General features: G+C 37.1%; 13 protein-coding genes, 8 pseudogenes and 1 other annotated feature. Of the genes and pseudogenes, 12 read left to right on the top strand and 9 right to left on the bottom strand.

All coding sequences use genetic code 11. From position 1 onward, the window contains the following. The first annotated feature begins 69 nt into the window (after positions 1 to 69). The 4 genes from G0029_RS16595 (at position 70) to G0029_RS16580 (ending at position 3,109) form a co-directional block, all read left to right on the top strand. Positions 70 to 546, top strand: coding sequence for a hypothetical protein (locus G0029_RS16595; protein ID WP_180109926.1), 477 nt, complete (start codon positions 70 to 72; stop codon positions 544 to 546). A 417-nt stretch (positions 547 to 963) separates the two neighbouring features. Continuing rightward, positions 964 to 1,224: a helix-turn-helix domain-containing protein gene (locus tag G0029_RS16590; protein ID WP_180036186.1), complete on the top strand. Its 261-nt coding sequence runs from the start codon at positions 964 to 966 to the stop codon at positions 1,222 to 1,224. A 318-nt stretch (positions 1,225 to 1,542) separates the two neighbouring features. Next, complete coding sequence (locus tag G0029_RS16585; protein ID WP_111886029.1) at positions 1,543 to 1,845, top strand: helix-turn-helix domain-containing protein; 303 nt, start codon at positions 1,543 to 1,545, stop codon at positions 1,843 to 1,845. 4 nt (positions 1,846 to 1,849) lie between these two features. Beyond that, on the top strand, positions 1,850 to 3,109 hold the full coding sequence (locus tag G0029_RS16580) for a type II toxin-antitoxin system HipA family toxin (protein WP_180108329.1): 1,260 nt from the start codon (positions 1,850 to 1,852) through the stop codon (positions 3,107 to 3,109). A gap of 137 nt (positions 3,110 to 3,246) precedes the next feature. On the opposite strand, the gene G0029_RS16575 is transcribed toward G0029_RS16580, so the two are convergent. Beyond that, positions 3,247 to 3,765: a hypothetical protein gene (locus G0029_RS16575; protein ID WP_227591941.1), complete on the bottom strand. Its 519-nt coding sequence runs from the start codon at positions 3,763 to 3,765 to the stop codon at positions 3,247 to 3,249. Beyond that, a complete protein-coding gene (locus G0029_RS16570) occupies positions 3,762 to 4,172 on the bottom strand; it encodes a hypothetical protein (RefSeq protein WP_180109925.1) in 411 nt (136 codons plus the stop codon). The genes G0029_RS16575 and G0029_RS16570 overlap by 4 nt, the downstream gene beginning before the upstream one ends. Before the next feature lie 73 nt (positions 4,173 to 4,245). Between G0029_RS16570 and G0029_RS18355 the strand changes: the two genes are divergently transcribed. Beyond that, positions 4,246 to 4,470 carry a hypothetical protein gene (locus G0029_RS18355; RefSeq protein WP_227591940.1) on the top strand — a complete coding sequence of 75 codons (225 nt, stop codon included), beginning with the start codon at positions 4,246 to 4,248 and terminating at the stop codon, positions 4,468 to 4,470. A 200-nt stretch (positions 4,471 to 4,670) separates the two neighbouring features. Continuing rightward, positions 4,671 to 5,246, top strand: coding sequence for a hypothetical protein (locus tag G0029_RS18350; protein WP_227591939.1), 576 nt, complete (start codon positions 4,671 to 4,673; stop codon positions 5,244 to 5,246). Here the strand turns inward: G0029_RS18350 and G0029_RS16560 are convergent. Beyond that, a pseudogene (locus G0029_RS16560) lies at positions 5,214 to 6,387 on the bottom strand (IS3 family transposase). The gene G0029_RS18350 and the pseudogene G0029_RS16560 overlap by 33 nt on opposite strands. Before the next feature lie 458 nt (positions 6,388 to 6,845). Between G0029_RS16560 and G0029_RS16555 the strand changes: the two are divergent. Both G0029_RS16555 and G0029_RS16550 read left to right on the top strand, forming a co-directional pair. After that, positions 6,846 to 7,184, top strand: a complete 339-nt coding sequence (locus G0029_RS16555) for a helix-turn-helix domain-containing protein (RefSeq protein ID WP_111886070.1) — start codon at positions 6,846 to 6,848, stop codon at positions 7,182 to 7,184. Further along, positions 7,174 to 8,436, top strand: coding sequence for a type II toxin-antitoxin system HipA family toxin (locus G0029_RS16550; protein ID WP_227591938.1), 1,263 nt, complete (start codon positions 7,174 to 7,176; stop codon positions 8,434 to 8,436). The genes G0029_RS16555 and G0029_RS16550 overlap by 11 nt, the downstream gene beginning before the upstream one ends. A 44-nt stretch (positions 8,437 to 8,480) precedes the next feature. Here the strand turns inward: G0029_RS16550 and G0029_RS16545 are convergent. The 3 pseudogenes from G0029_RS16545 to G0029_RS16535 form a co-directional block, all read right to left on the bottom strand. Beyond that, positions 8,481 to 8,573 (bottom strand): annotated as a pseudogene (locus G0029_RS16545) (IS3 family transposase); the annotation flags it as partial. A gap of 1 nt (position 8,574) precedes the next feature. Beyond that, positions 8,575 to 9,114, bottom strand: a pseudogene (locus G0029_RS16540) (acetamidase/formamidase family protein); the annotation flags it as partial. Further along, positions 9,101 to 9,477: pseudogene (locus G0029_RS16535) on the bottom strand (transposase); the annotation flags it as partial. The pseudogenes G0029_RS16540 and G0029_RS16535, both read right to left, overlap by 14 nt. Positions 9,478 to 9,708: 231 nt before the next feature. On the opposite strand from G0029_RS16535, the pseudogene G0029_RS18345 reads away from it, so the two are divergent. From G0029_RS18345 to G0029_RS16520, 4 genes and pseudogenes are all read left to right on the top strand, one after another. Next, a pseudogene (locus tag G0029_RS18345) lies at positions 9,709 to 10,032 on the top strand (transcriptional regulator). Next, positions 10,013 to 10,336, top strand: coding sequence for a helix-turn-helix domain-containing protein (locus G0029_RS16530; protein ID WP_180109923.1), 324 nt, complete (start codon positions 10,013 to 10,015; stop codon positions 10,334 to 10,336). Before G0029_RS18345 ends, G0029_RS16530 begins: the two are co-directional and overlap by 20 nt. Positions 10,337 to 10,381: 45 nt before the next feature. Then, complete coding sequence (locus G0029_RS16525) at positions 10,382 to 10,699, top strand: hypothetical protein (protein WP_180036203.1); 318 nt, start codon at positions 10,382 to 10,384, stop codon at positions 10,697 to 10,699. A gap of 46 nt (positions 10,700 to 10,745) precedes the next feature. After that, positions 10,746 to 11,715 (top strand): annotated as a pseudogene (locus G0029_RS16520) (IS481 family transposase). A 6-nt stretch (positions 11,716 to 11,721) separates the two neighbouring features. Here G0029_RS16520 and G0029_RS16515 read toward each other — a convergent pair. From G0029_RS16515 to G0029_RS16505, 3 genes and pseudogenes are all read right to left on the bottom strand, one after another. Beyond that, positions 11,722 to 12,245: pseudogene (locus G0029_RS16515) on the bottom strand (helix-turn-helix domain-containing protein); the annotation flags it as partial. Between the two features lie 93 nt (positions 12,246 to 12,338). After that, positions 12,339 to 13,133 (bottom strand): tetratricopeptide repeat protein, encoded by a 795-nt coding sequence (locus tag G0029_RS16510; protein ID WP_180109922.1) that lies wholly within the window; start codon positions 13,131 to 13,133, stop codon positions 12,339 to 12,341. Between the two features lie 102 nt (positions 13,134 to 13,235). Beyond that, positions 13,236 to 14,469 (bottom strand): annotated as a pseudogene (locus tag G0029_RS16505) (IS3 family transposase). After that, positions 14,078 to 14,194, bottom strand: a sequence feature (AL1L pseudoknot). Its footprint overlaps the pseudogene before it by 117 nt. Positions 14,470 to 14,570: the final 101 nt, after the last annotated feature.

Genomic DNA, 14,570 nt, shown 5'->3' with positions numbered 1-14,570 from the left:
TATCCATTGATTTTTATAATCTTATTAATTTTTTCTAGCGTATTTATTTGGAATAGGATACAAAAAACTATGAACACAGAGCCTACACTTAGTTTTAAAATTTTAACTGATCATCATATAGATAAAGAGATTCAAATAAATATTAGAAAAATTAATGATATGAACAACATTAATTCAAATAAGAATCATATGTTTACACTACTAAGAAATGGTATCTATTATCCACTAAATAATAAATATGATTTTAAAATGTATGAGATATTTGTCAAAAAGAATAATAAATTTGCTTATATTTCTGGAGAAAATATTTATTTTATTGAAGATGAATATTCAATAAGAGGTAATAACGATAGAAGTAGTGAGGTTTTAATTTATCCATATGAAAAAGATGGTGATATTTTTTTTAAATATAATCAATACCATAATAGCAATAAAACAGAGCATACAAAAAAATTTAGGTTAAAAGAATCATATAAATTTAATAGCCATATTTTTAATGAACAAACAAAATTAGAGGATTTTAGTTTGGTTAATATTCCTGAATAATGTCATAGAGTAAGCTAAATTAACATAATACGCGTTATACGAAATGCTTGAATTTTCCTATAATTATCAATATCTTAACTAAAGCCGTTCCAGTAAACAGCGCACTGGAACGGCTTTTTTGTTGAATTTTACTGTTCCACGCCTGTTCTTTAATCAAAGTTCCACATCTTTGTGTAGTTTCATTTAACCCTAAAGCAGAAAAAAATGTCCAGATAAAACAAGAATAGATGTCCAAGTATTATTGATTTTACATCAAGAGACAGGCTAGCCTAATTCTAAAGGATTAAAAATCCTATACACATATGAGCTCTATTCAAATAATTTAAGGCAACATCGAACCCTATAAATTCAAAGGTATTCAAAAATCACTATAAAAGTTTGCTATATAGCGAACAAATTTCTAGGGTTAGAATTGATATGGCTTCAAGAGAAGAAATAGGTAAAGAAATACGTTTGGCAAGAAAAGCTCTGGGCTATACACAGAAAAATCTTTCAGAAAAAACGAACGTTAATAAAACAACAATTTCAGAGATAGAAAATGGCCACTTTACAGGCTCATTTAGCATATTTGAATCTATACTTAATGCAGTAGGCCTGCAATTTGAAGTGAATAAAAACAAGTATAAATTTCCGCACTGGGATGAAATTGAAGCAATGTTTGCGGAAGATGATGAATAAATTGTAAATCGGTACTGAATAAGGTATCAAGAAAGGCAAAGAGCTGCCCATCGACCTCATTACTCCAGACCACTTGTGTCAGATATTCCAGATTGAACTGATAGCAAATCACGGTTCCTCGCGACACCACGCGAAACTGATTGAGCTTAAAGCAAGTTGTTAGACTCTATTAGATTGTAAATGTCTAATTAGACTTCTTTAATCTAATAGGATCTAATCAGGCCAATAAAGTACCCTCCTTACCGACTAAGTCGGTTTATTTTATAACTCCATTATTTTGTGGTTTAATACACATATATAGACATAAGACCCAATATTATGGATTTAATATTCAAAAAACCTGAAGAAGTTGTTACTTTATTATGTGAAAGGCTTCGTAAGGAACGACTTTATCTGGAAATGACTCAGGCAGACGTCGCTACACGTGCTGGTATTGGTGTAAATACAGTATCTAATTTGGAAGCTGGTCGAAATGTTTCATTTGAAAATTTAGTACGCGTTGCCATGGTACTGGGTCGATTAAAAGAATTAGAGGAACTCTTTAAACCTCATTTAAACAGTGTAGATGACATTCTCCGCTATGAGAGCAATACGGCTCGCCAACGTATCAAAAGGAAATAAATCCATGCTCAAAAAACTTAATGTTTACTACAATGGATGGGGTGAATATTGGCTTTGGGGTACACTGGTCTCCTCAACCGCAATCACAGGTCGACCATTAATCGCCTTTGAATACAGTGCAGAAGCGATCAGTAAAGGTTTAGAACTTTCCTCTTACCTACTTCCGTTAAAAGGTGACCCATTAAGAACGAACTTTCCTGCACATCAAATGGGATTGCCAGGTCCTATATATGATGCCCTACCCGATGGTTGGGGCATGCTCCTTATGGATCGCTTATTTAAAAAAAATGGACTCAATCCAGCACGGATTGGGCCATTAGAAAGACTAACGTATATTAATACACATGCGATGGGGGCATTATCCTTTGAACCTTCAGCACCTGAGTTAGCATTAACTGAAAATATTCCACTGCTTAAACTCGCCCAAGAAGTCCAGGAAGTTCTCAAAGGAGAAGGTGCTGAATTTTTACAGCATTTATTAGTTATGGGTGGATCACCACAAGGTGCAAGGCCAAAAGCACTCGTCTATCGTGATCCTGTCACCAACGAATTCTCAACAGTTAGCTCACATCAACATGAAGCCTGGCTGATCAAATTTCCCGCTCAGCAAGAGCATCCTGAAGTTTGTGCAATTGAAGCTGTTTATGCAGAATGTTTACGTCATTGTGATATTGACACCCCTGATACTCAATATTTTACTCTTCCGAATGGATTAACCGCATTTGCATCAAAAAGATTTGACCGCCATGATGGTATGCGTATCCCTATGCAAAGTTTAGCTGCCTTCACCGGAGCTGATTTTAAATCACCAGGGAGTTTAGACTACAGTAACTTTCTTCGCGCTGCACACTTTTGCACCAATGATGTTCGCGAAAAAGCAATTGCATTCAAGCGAGCTGTTTTCAATGTAGTCTTCAATAATCGAGATGATCATTGCAAAAACTTTTCATTTCTGATGTCTCAAAATGGGCAATGGAAACTCGCCCCTGCCTATGATGTTACTTTCTGTGAAGGGCCAGGTGGATATCATCAAATGGATATCATGGGTGAGGCACTGGATATTCCTCGACAAGCTCTTGTAAAACTTGGTACTCAGGAAGCAGAACTTTCTGCTCAAGAAGTCGATGAAATTATTGGCTCTATTTGTAAGGTTGCAATCCGATTCAGCAATATCGCTCATGATCTATTACCTGGACAAATTCAAGCAGAGACTCTGCAAATGATCCAAAATAGGATTGAGCATAATATTCATTTATTGAATTGAATAGGCTTTGTTGCATAAATATGTAAGCATCTGATTTAAATAAATTTAATTTTGTATCAAAAAATAATCAAAACTTTTAAAATCATATAGTTATGAAATCTTTGTGCAACAAAACCGACTTAAGGTAAACATAATAATTAAGGCTTATCTAGATAGCCTAACATCTTAATGTCATGCTTATTACTCTTGAAAGCATCTATGTCTTTAAAGGAATTTTCTGAAATAGCTTCAATACTGGGCGTTATATTACTTGAAGAAATGTAATATAAATCATTAAATTTTTTAATAAAAATTTTTATAGAAGTTACATTATTTCCCATAACTAAAGAGTTTGTATACTTCATTTTTGCATACTTATTTCCATATTTAGCGTAGATATAATAATCACTATATTTATTGATTTTAGTATTTCTATAATCTTGAATCTGAGCATCCTTATATAAAAATAAATACGTATTTGTCTGACCAATATGTTTACTTGACTCATAACCATTTAGTAAATAACCATATGTATTTATTATTATTTTTAAATTATCTTTCCTTACATCTTCATCTAAGTCAATACTGATCTGAGTTTCATATTTCTTTTCAAAATTAGTAGCTATTACCATAATTAGGCCTATAAGGATGATAAAAATTCCAATTTTTTTCTTCAATTTACGTTATTCCTATGATCATTAAATTGATTTTGGAATGCTGTTTCTATTAATACACCATTGATAAATTTTTTCATGGGTAGAGCAGGTGGAGAAAATAGTGGCACACCACGAGTTGCAGCAAAACCATCACCTGGCGTAGAAGCCACCATATAAGTAGTGTTGACTGTCCAACCAGTTCCCATATTTCTTAAGACACTACTATCTCTCTTATCTGGATAAAATGAAGGTTTTGCAGGTCCAGTTTGTCCCCATACTTGTACATTTTGAAAATTAGAACATTCAGATAAATCTTTAGCAAACACTCTAACAACTTTGTCATCAGATGCTGTATTACAACCAAACATCACAAAACGAGCAGTTGGTGCGCATTGAGCATTTATTGTTGACCATCCAGATAAAGCCATTTGCTTTTCACTGACTGGATCAAAAGATGAATTTGATGATATTGATTTAGAAATAGAAGAATAAGAGAAAATTATGGTTGCTCCAGTTATTGCTGCTGCTGTTTATGTTGTACTTGCATTTTTATTAAGAGCTTTACTCTATGTCCTAAAAAAGTTATTAAATCAGGCAGCTAAAGCTACCACCGAACTGGTAAAAAAACATCTAATTACCTTTTTGAAAGATATTGGCGCAGATATAGCCCAAGAGTTGATTGAGTTTATTTTTTTCTTTTGCAACAGAAGTTGCAACGGATATTAAAAAAGAGCAAAGAGGTTCAACAACACCACAACCGAGTGGTTCAACTAAACCTACAGCACCTTCACAAGCTTCAAGGGTCGGGGGCGTAGTATGAGGTTTACACCAAGAAACCAATTTTATTTAAATCAGTGATTTGTATAGTTTGCTGTTTTAGCAATCAGATTGGTGGTGTAACAGGAAAAGCCCCAAGAAAAGAAACCATGGCTGATAAGGTGATTAGTTTATGGGGGGTACGCCATCTTAGACAAAAAGCGGTACAAGTGATTTTTGCCTTGGTAGATATTGTGATGGAACATAAATGTCCAATTAAAGCAGAAGTGATTTATGACATAAAAAGCAAACAACCATTGATGGTTTCAGGGGCTAATCCTCCGCGACATAAATTTATGGAAACCCCAGGAGGAGATCATCGAATAGGGGCTGATGTCATTGTGGTGAAAGATATTATGAAAGTGCCAACGATTGATAATATTTTACATTGGGTCGAAATTAAGTTTTTGGACAGCAAAGACCCTCCTGATCAAAAACAAATGACTAACTACACAAGATTTTTAGGTAGTAGCACAAAACTTGCGATGATTCGAGTATCTGCGGATCCCAAAACAAGTGATTGTGGTTGTAAAGCAAGGGCTGTACCACAAAATACGCAAAAGCCAAGCAGTACCATACAAGGGAAAAAAACTAGTAAAGCCAATAAAATGCGTGAAATTTGGGACATTATTGTGACTAATGCAGAGATGATCCTAGACAGTATCGTGGACAATCGGTCCCTCTAAATTCTTGAAATAATTCTGTTCAAAAGCTTCTGGGCTTAACCAGCCATTTGCAGAATGCCGTCTAATTCGATTGTAGTAAATCTCAATATATTCAAACAAGACAGCATTGGCTTCTTTTCGGGTAGTAAACACACTCCCGTGTACCACATGACCTTTCAATGTATGAAAGAAGCTTTCCGTCACCGCATTATCCCATGAGCAGTATACTGCGCAAGGCCTCGTCTAGACATGCTTTGAATGCAGTTATTCGTCAACAATAGCGCTCTAAAATCTCGACTACAGTATTGTGAGCCTTGGTCAGAATGGACCATAACATCCATTGGATACCCCTTACGAGCCATTGCATAATTAAATGCATCACACGTCAATTGACGGTCTATTCGATGGCTGGTTTGCCAACCCACAATACGACGACTAAATAAATCTAGTATCACGCATAAGTAAAACCAACCTTCTTTGGTGTGAATATACGTTATGTCGGTCGTCCAAATTCTATTTGGCCGAGTGACTGTAAACTGGCGATCTAACAAATTCGGTGCCGTCGGCAAACGATGATTTGAATCAGTTGTATGCTTATATTTGCGGGAAATCTTGCTGCGTAAACCAAGCTTTTTTAGCATCCTTCCAACTGTACGTTCACTCATGCAGTAACCTAAATCATGCATGTCATGAACTAATGAAGGTGCTCCTAAGCGAGCATGGTGTTGCCAATATACAGCTTTTAAATCAGTATATTTTTGAGTAGCGTAAATCTGTCGCTTCCGCCAAGCATAGTATCCCGAAGTGCTAACACCTAGGCATTTACAGGCAGATGAAACCTTAATTTCTGTCACAGCTAGACCTTGAATTACCGTGTACTTTTCTTGGCATGATCTGTTAGGAAGTACACATGCGCCTTTTTTAAAATGTCATTGGCTTCCCTGAGTTGTTTGACCTCTTTCTCTAAATCTAGAATGGGCTGTTGTTCTGGTGAGAGTTGACGTTTACTTGAACCTGTTGGGTTAGCTTCACGAATCCATTTATCTAATGTTGAATAACCCACACCTAATTTCTGGGCGATTGCAGCTACAGACTCGTGTGAGTTTGAAAGCGCATAATCAATTGCTTGCTGTTTAAATTCTGGACTAAAGCGTTTAGCCATTTTTACATCTCCAAAGTTAACGTTACGTTATCTTTAGAGGGAAGTACTGTCCATTATTTTGGCTAAGATCACTGTTTATGTACAGACATTGCAAACCTATGAAACATTACCATGTCATCTATGCGCTGTATGGCCTGCGTTTTTAATGACATACGTTCCATGACGCATTCACCTAAAGGATAACGACTTACTTCCCTGAGCATTAACCTTACATTGCTATTAGTTTCACAAAATTGCTCCATTTCCAAAAGAATTTTCGGTTGATCCATTACTTTACCTTTCTTTTATTTCTCACACTTACACAGCGCACTTCCTCTCAAGTCAATTTAAATTATGCACCAACCCTGCAAATAGGCTCAAGAGCTTAAAATCTCTTACAAATATAATTTAAAAACACCCATAAAACACTGCTTAAGTCGGTTAATCGGTATATAATGACCGTATTGAGGAGATTTTTCATGAAAAGAGCAGCAAGTGATTTTATGCTTGAGGGTGTTGAAGATCTGTTAGTTCAGATCGGGAGTAACATTAAAACAGCACGCATGAACCGGAATATGACGATTAGCGAATTGGCTAACCGTGTGCATGTGGATGAAAAGACAATCTCACGACTTGAAAGCGGCAAACCCAGCTCTAACCTAAAAAATCTTATTTCCATTCTCGTTGTATTTGGCTTGGAAGACAGTTTGCTTAGTATTGCGAACCCACAAAATGACGAAGTTGGAAAAGCACTCGCTACCAAAAAAGTTCGAGTCCGCGCTAATAATAAATCAGAGGATATGAGTGATGACTTCTAAAAACCTATCCATGCAAGAAGAAATTAAGAGCTGCTACATTTTTTTGGATACAGGCGATACGCCGCAAGTTGTTGCTCAATATGCGCTCAAAGATTCAATCTATAATTTTATTTATGGTAAGAGCTATTTGGATCTCAATAACTCATTTGAGCTTGATCCAATTAACCTACCATTTATTACACCCAACACGGCGTACACCACTGCAGCTAAAGATGGCTTTGGCGTACTTGCAGATGCTACGCCCGACAATTGGGGTCGTAAGCTTACGTTAACCCAGCACACTCGCGTACCACTCAATCAAATTGAATGGCTTATTGCGGCACGTGGTAATGCAGTTGGGTGCTTAGTGGCGAGTTTGTCTTCTAAAGCGGTCAAAACCGTTGGCAAAGAATCCTTTGTTAAATTCTCTGACTTACAGGCTTACTTAAAATTATCTAAAGCAGTTGATCAGCACCAAGACCCGAACATGATCAGCATGATGACCGATAATTATTTATCAAAACTCATTCACCATGGGTCATCAATGGGGGGTGCGCGACCTAAAGTGGTCGTACAGCACAAAGGCATTGAGTGGATTGCGAAATTCAATAAATCCGATGACCTCTTTGATAATGCAAAAGTTGAATATGCATCAATGAAGATGGCGCAAGCTTTAGGTTTGAATGTCAGCAATGTCGAGCTTGAAGAAGTTGAAGGCAACCCTATTTTGCTTGTTGAGCGCTTTGATCGTAACTGCCCTGAGCGAAAGAAACACTACATCAGCGCACACAGCCTTATGAACATTCGTAAAGTGCGCGTAGACGACTTAAAGATGTCTTATATGCATTTGTCTAAGATCTGCAGTCAAATTTGCCATGACGCAATCAGCAATCAATTAGAGCTATATAAGCGCATGGTCTTGAATGTGATGATCAGTAATACAGATGATCATTTAAAAAACCATGGCTTCTTAATGCATGACATGAAAAATCATCATTATTCACTCAGCCCTCTATTTGATGTTCTACCGCACGGATCTCGCGCATCTTACCCAAAAGAACATGCGATCGCCGTGGGAGAAGAAGGCCGAATCGGAACGGCGCAAAATCTATTGAGTCGCTGCAATGCCTTTGGGTTAACCGAGTTTCAGGCAAAAGAGATCATAAAGGATGTTCGAGATGTACTTGAGTCAAGAGATGAATTCTTTAAGGATGCTGAAATGAGCGACTACCAAATGAGACAACTGGACCATTACTACAATCTAGGCAACTAAAAAACCGCCCATTTGAACTGAACCCCAAATCTTGGACAGTTTAGTTAACAACAGGATTGAGTTCTGAATTGAACAAGGCTCAATCCTTTTAAATTTAGTTGTATTCTTTCATGATTATAATAATGGATGTAATCATGAATTGTCCGTTGCATCATTGAGGTTCTTACCTGTTCCCATAAATGTGATTGGAGCACTTTCCTCAATCTCAGTTTGTCCCCAACGCGCACCTAAAGCTTTCACTTTTTCACGCTCTTCCTTGGTAAATGGATGTGCCATTGGTGGTAAGTCATCTGGTGCTTGAAGTAAAATTGGGCCGTCAATTGTTAAGCCTTTAATCACTTCTACTTGTAATTCTGTTTCGCCTGAAACGTCCATGGCATGTCCTGCAATTTCACCATTGCCTTGTTGCGCATGCATATCCCCCATGTAGACACCTGCACCTGGTACTTTCACAGGACAAATCAAAATACAGCCTGGATGAATCGAATTGGTATCCATGTGACCGTCTGTTTTGGCTGCGATAAGTTCTTCATCAGTCATTCCGAATTTATGCGGTGCATCAATCAAATACTGACCAAAGTCGTGGCAGTTTTGAGAGTCTGGTAAGTCACGTGAAGGTGTCGTACTAATATTTCCGAGGAATGGACGCATATGCGCAGCAACCCCAGGCATAATAGCCTGAAGTGCTGACACCCAGGCATTTACAGACAGAAGATACAGTGACTCCATTCACAGCTAGATCTTGAATTACCGTGTACTTTTCTTGGCATGATCTGTCAGAAAGTACACATGCGCTTTTTTTAAGATGTCATTGGCTTTCCTGAGCTGTTTGACTTCTTTCTCTAATTCTAGGATCCGCTGTTGTTCTGGTGAAAGTTGACGTTTGCTTGAACCTGCCGGATTGGTTTCACGAATTCATTTATCTAATGTTGAATAACCCACACCTAATTTCTGGGAGATTGCAGCTACTGACTCGTGTGAGTTTGAAAGTGCATAATCAATTGCTTGCTGTTTAAATTCAGGACTAAAACGTTTGGCCATTTCTTGTATCTCCAAAGTTAACGTTACGTTATCTTTAGAGGGAAGTACTGTCCATTATTTTGGCTAGGATCAGTTTCAGTTTTTTCATTTTTCCTCCTAGATAACACTACCTAGAAGGGCTCTTCTGTAAAATAATATATCATCTTTCATCCTACGAATTACACATTCATATTTAAAAGTACCACAAAGTAGTATAAAATAAACTACTACAAGGTAGTATAAACACAAGCAATGTATACAATATGTGAAACCCCTTTATTTACCAAATACTGTCTTGTTTATTGAACTCAGGAAGAATATGAGGAATTTAAAACATTCTTGGCATTAAATCCTGAGGCCGGGGATGTCGAACCTAATTCGGGTGGCATTCGTAAGATCAGATGGACTAGCGGTGGTCGAGGCAAAAGTGGTGGTGTCAGAGTCATCTACTTTAATCGTTTAACGAATGGAGAGATTTGGTTATTAACCTTGTACAGTAAAAAGCAAACGGTACAACTTAGTAAGAAAACCCTTCAAGTATTCGTGGAGAAATTAAATGACTCGTTTAATGACTGAAAAAGAACTAGAAGCCTTTGAAGCAACAAGAGATATTGAGGCTGAAATCTTACAAGGCATCGATGATATGTTGGCAAATAATGCTGCAAAAAGAACAGTAATTACTGAAACAGATGTAGCTTTAGCACGTAGAAAGGCACAGCTGACACAAGAACAGTTTGCTAAGCTCCTTGGTGTTTCCAAACGTACATTAGAATCTTGGGAACAAGGTGTGAGAAGACCTTCTGGTGCAGCAACATCATTAATTAGGTTATTTATTGTTGATCCAACGTTTGTAAAGGAAAGTTTAGCTAAATTTACATAGCTATTAGTAGAGAGCTATTTCCTTTCAGTATATTTGAGCATGATTATGAAGCATTTAGGATTTGTAGGAAAATTGACTGAATATATTGGATATACTCATGTTGAAATTATTAATAGCTCTTTACGACTATCTTTCAAAGTATCATCGAGAAACAACTTAGAAGAAATGTTCAAAAAAATGGTCGAAAATAACTATGATTTACTAATGGAAACATCAGAGAAAATAGAATTTGAATTAGATAGTGATGTTCTTAAAAAAATTGAAAAAATATCGGAAGAACAAGGTATTGAGTTTGAAGAATATGTGCAAAACACTTTGATTAAGCTCATTAACCAATGTGAATTGATTGCCGATCAGCCTTAGTTTAGGGGGGTGATTCATAGACATCATTTCAATCTAATGGGTGTCTATGAACAGAGAAATTCAACAAAGACTCGTATGGGTTAAATTATTTGAAGAGACCAATGATGCTGGCCTAGTCTGTCGGAGATGTGGCATTTCCAGACCAACGTTACGCAAGTGGTGGAAACGATATTCTGAGCAAGGTATTGATGGGTTAAGTAGCCAGAGTAGACGTCCCTTAAAATCGCCAAATACTAAAATCAGTGCTGAGCTAGAAGTCTAAATATTAGAAATACGTTCAGCCAGAAATCTTGGTGCCCGACGTTTGCAAACAGAATTGATGAGGCTGCACGGAGTCTCGCTGTCCTTAGCGTCTATCCATAAAGTACTATCCTCCCATCAAGCCAAACCAATAAAAATTTCGTCGTAAAGCAGATTTTATTCGTTATGAACGCCCATTACCAGACGATAGAATTCAAATGGATACCTGTAAACTGGGTCCTGGGCTATATCAGTATACATCTATCGATGACTACACACGATATCGCGTTTTAAGGATATATAAACACCGAACAGCAGCGAATACTCTCGACTTTTTAGATTGCGTAATTGAAGAAATGCCTTTTCCCATACAGCGAATACAGACCGATCGAGGGCGGGAATTCTTTGCTGAAAAAGTACAGAAAAAAATGATGCAGCATGGGATAAAATTTAGGCCAAATAAACCAGGTTAACCTCATCTGAATCACAAAGTAGAGCGCTCACAAAAGACTGATAAATCTGAGTTCTACGCTACTGTAGATATTAATTCTGAAGCTATCCAAGACAAGCTAGCCGAATTGCAGCATTACTATAACTGGATGAGACCACATTCAGCTTTGAAAGGTAAAATACCGATGGAAAGGTACTTTGAATTATGTGAAGAAACTCCTTTCTCAGACGAGGTTCTGAAGCAATACAACCCATCCAATGAACGGATTAAACATGCCAATTACAAAATGGATTTAGAGATCGCTAAATTGAAACGATCTCTATGAATCATACACATAAAAGGTGTCTTGTGTGCCTAAATAGCCTGGATGAGCTGTTTCGATTTCACCACAAGCAACGTCATCCTCATGCTTACGTTCAAGTGCCGCAATCTGCTAATCATTTAATTCAATACCATCCTGTGCCACTTTAGCCTCAAGTGCTTTTAAACGCTTCTTAAAGTTTTCTAAATCATGACGAAGCCATATAGAGCGAACCCCACTCCCTGAAACGAATACACCCTTCTTGCGTAATTCATTACTAGTATGGTGCTGACCATATGCGGGATATTGAATTGCGAAATCAATAACAGCCTGTTCAGTAGCATCATCTACACGGTTTTTTAAATTTGGTACTCGACGGGATTTATTGATCAGTGCGTCAATATCACCAGACTTCACTAACTCTTGATAGCGATAAAATGTATCTCTTGAAACACCCATCACTTTGCATGCTCTGGATACATTCTGAAGCTCTTTAGCTAAATTGAGCAGACCTCTACTTTGTGTTTAATGATTTGATTGTTAGTATGCAACATAAGAAAGTTACCTTTATTTGATTAAGATTTCGACACCTTTATCAAAACGGGTAACTTTCTCTTTTTCAAGAAGAATGTACGATCAAATCTGAACTAATACAAATTAGATATTGATTCTATTTTTTTTAGTGCATCCCCAGCATCTCTATAACCATTCTCAAATGCCCGTTGAAACCAATATTTTGCTTTTTCTAGATCATTATAGGTATTCGCATACATATAACCCAAATTATTTTGAGCTATAGGAAAATTCTGGTTTGCTGCTTGTATATAAAGATCGAGTGCTTTTTTTTCATCTCTTGGAACTATAGCTCCTTCTTCATATATGTTGGCTAAATTGTATTGAGCATCTGGTAAATTTTGTTTAGCCGCATCGGTATACAAGCTAATGGCCTTATTGATATCTTTTTCAATACCATTTCCATCAAGATATGCATTAGCGAGGCTGAATTGAGCCCGAGCATATCCTTGTTTTGCAGATAAGTTATAATAATCTAAAGCTTTTGTTCGATCTTTATCTACATAATATCCATTGTCATACATTACACCTAAATTATACTGAGCTTCAGAAGAATTTAATTTACATGCTTCATTAAACCAATAATAAGCTTTAGCTTCATTTTTTTGTGTACCTATTCCTTTGAAGTACATACCTGCTAAATCATTTTGAGCAACTACAGAATCTTCATTTGCAGCTTTTTCAAAATATTCCAAAGCTTTTTGATAGTTTTGTTCTACACCATCACCTAAAAAATATTTTTGACCTTGTTTATATAAAGACTCTGATTTAACAAGATTTTTTTCTTTCTGAGGTACAGTCTTTGTACAACTATTAAGACCAAGTAAACTCAAAAATACTAAAAAAAAAGCTGTTTTTTTTACATTCATTTTTCATTCACTTAGTCAGAATAATTTATATGCCATTCTAGCATAGTGAATAGCCACCAAAATTGAACCGTACCGGGTTTGTCGGAGACATTTTTATTTAAGTTAGGCCACGTGACCTAACGGATTAATCTTATCATAGTACATTGCTTCAAACTCAAAAGGCGATACATAACCCAGTGCACTGTGTACACGCTTTTTGTTAAACCAATCTACCCAATTTAGTGTCGCAAGTTGTACATCCGCTAAACCTTGCCAATCTGCTTTTAAATATTCAATCACCTCTGTTTTGTATAAGCCATTTACCGTTTCAGCCAAAGCATTATCGTACGAATCACCGGTCGTACCGACTGACGCTCGTAAATTTGCTGCTTCTAGACGATTGGTGTAGCGAATAGAGAGGTATTGCAAACCTCTGTCTGAATGATGAATTACATTCTTTGGCATACCTCAATCATGCAAAGCTTGTTCTAATTCATCAAGTACCATATCTGTATTCATGCGTGTCGATACTTTCCATCCAACAATTGCTCGTGAAAACACATCAATAATAAATGCGGTATACACCCAATCTGACTTGGTTTGAATATACGTAAAGTCACTGACCTGAGAAGCACTGCTTCGCAAGGGTCAGGTCGATCAGCACTAAAATTACGTTTCACTAAATCATCTGCTTGTTTTTGATCCTCTCGGCTACGGGTGGTTTGTTTATTCTTACCACGCCAAACACCTTGTATATCTAGCTTTCGCATCAAGCGAACTACGGTACAGCGTGCTATCACATAGCCTTCATGTCTCAGTTGTTGCCAAACTTTACGAACACCATATCGGCCCAAACTTTCCTTCCAAATACGTTTAATTTGCTCTGCATGATGTAAATCATGCAGAGCACGTTTCGCTCGATGTTCTGGATTGTCCGCGAGATCTAAAGTTCGGTAATAGGTTGAAGCTGCGATCGGTAAAATCCTACAAATCGCATCAACACCATATAAGTCTTTATTGCTATGGATGAAATCCACTATTATTTGTGTGGGCGGTCGAGCTCCGCCTGGGCGAAAAAAGCAGCTGCTTTACGTAGAATTTCATTGGTACGCTTTAATTCTTTGATTTCACGTTCCATCTGCTTCATTTTTTCTTGATCTGATGCCTGTTGTACTTTGATAGGATTTTGTTGATCTAAATATTTTTGATACCAAACACGTAGTGTTTCAGGAGTACAACCTATCTTAGGCGCAATAGCAGTGATTGCAGCCCAATTCGATGGATAATCTTTTTCGGATTCAATTAGTAATTGAACCGCTCTTTCTCTAATTTCGGGGGTATATTTTACTTTTTTCATCGGGACATTCTCTCAGAAAGCTTGGTCTCCGACAAACCCGGTACGGTTCACTGTAGTTGCTTGTAATACCATTTGGAACGAATTGGATCAAACCACCTTCG

Origin of the sequence: Acinetobacter sp. YH12138 (assembly GCF_015218525.1) — a bacterium.
Lineage (GTDB): Bacteria > Pseudomonadota > Gammaproteobacteria > Pseudomonadales > Moraxellaceae > Acinetobacter > Acinetobacter amyesii.
Note: the sequence above shows the minus strand (reverse complement) of the source record. Positions and strands in the feature narration are given on the sequence as shown.

Coding starts and splice junctions, on each gene's coding strand:
- G0029_RS16595 (WP_180109926.1), top strand. CDS start 70: ATGAACACAGAGCCTACACTTAGTTTTAAAATTTTAACTGATCATCAT.
- G0029_RS16590 (WP_180036186.1), top strand. CDS start 964: ATGGCTTCAAGAGAAGAAATAGGTAAAGAAATACGTTTGGCAAGAAAA.
- G0029_RS16585 (WP_111886029.1), top strand. CDS start 1,543: ATGGATTTAATATTCAAAAAACCTGAAGAAGTTGTTACTTTATTATGT.
- G0029_RS16580 (WP_180108329.1), top strand. CDS start 1,850: ATGCTCAAAAAACTTAATGTTTACTACAATGGATGGGGTGAATATTGG.
- G0029_RS16570 (WP_180109925.1), bottom strand. CDS start 4,172: ATGGCTTTATCTGGATGGTCAACAATAAATGCTCAATGCGCACCAACT.
- G0029_RS18355 (WP_227591940.1), top strand. CDS start 4,246: ATGGTTGCTCCAGTTATTGCTGCTGCTGTTTATGTTGTACTTGCATTT.
- G0029_RS18350 (WP_227591939.1), top strand. CDS start 4,671: ATGGCTGATAAGGTGATTAGTTTATGGGGGGTACGCCATCTTAGACAA.
- G0029_RS16555 (WP_111886070.1), top strand. CDS start 6,846: ATGAAAAGAGCAGCAAGTGATTTTATGCTTGAGGGTGTTGAAGATCTG.
- G0029_RS16550 (WP_227591938.1), top strand. CDS start 7,174: ATGACTTCTAAAAACCTATCCATGCAAGAAGAAATTAAGAGCTGCTAC.
- G0029_RS16530 (WP_180109923.1), top strand. CDS start 10,013: ATGACTCGTTTAATGACTGAAAAAGAACTAGAAGCCTTTGAAGCAACA.
- G0029_RS16525 (WP_180036203.1), top strand. CDS start 10,382: ATGAAGCATTTAGGATTTGTAGGAAAATTGACTGAATATATTGGATAT.
- G0029_RS16510 (WP_180109922.1), bottom strand. CDS start 13,133: ATGAATGTAAAAAAAACAGCTTTTTTTTTAGTATTTTTGAGTTTACTT.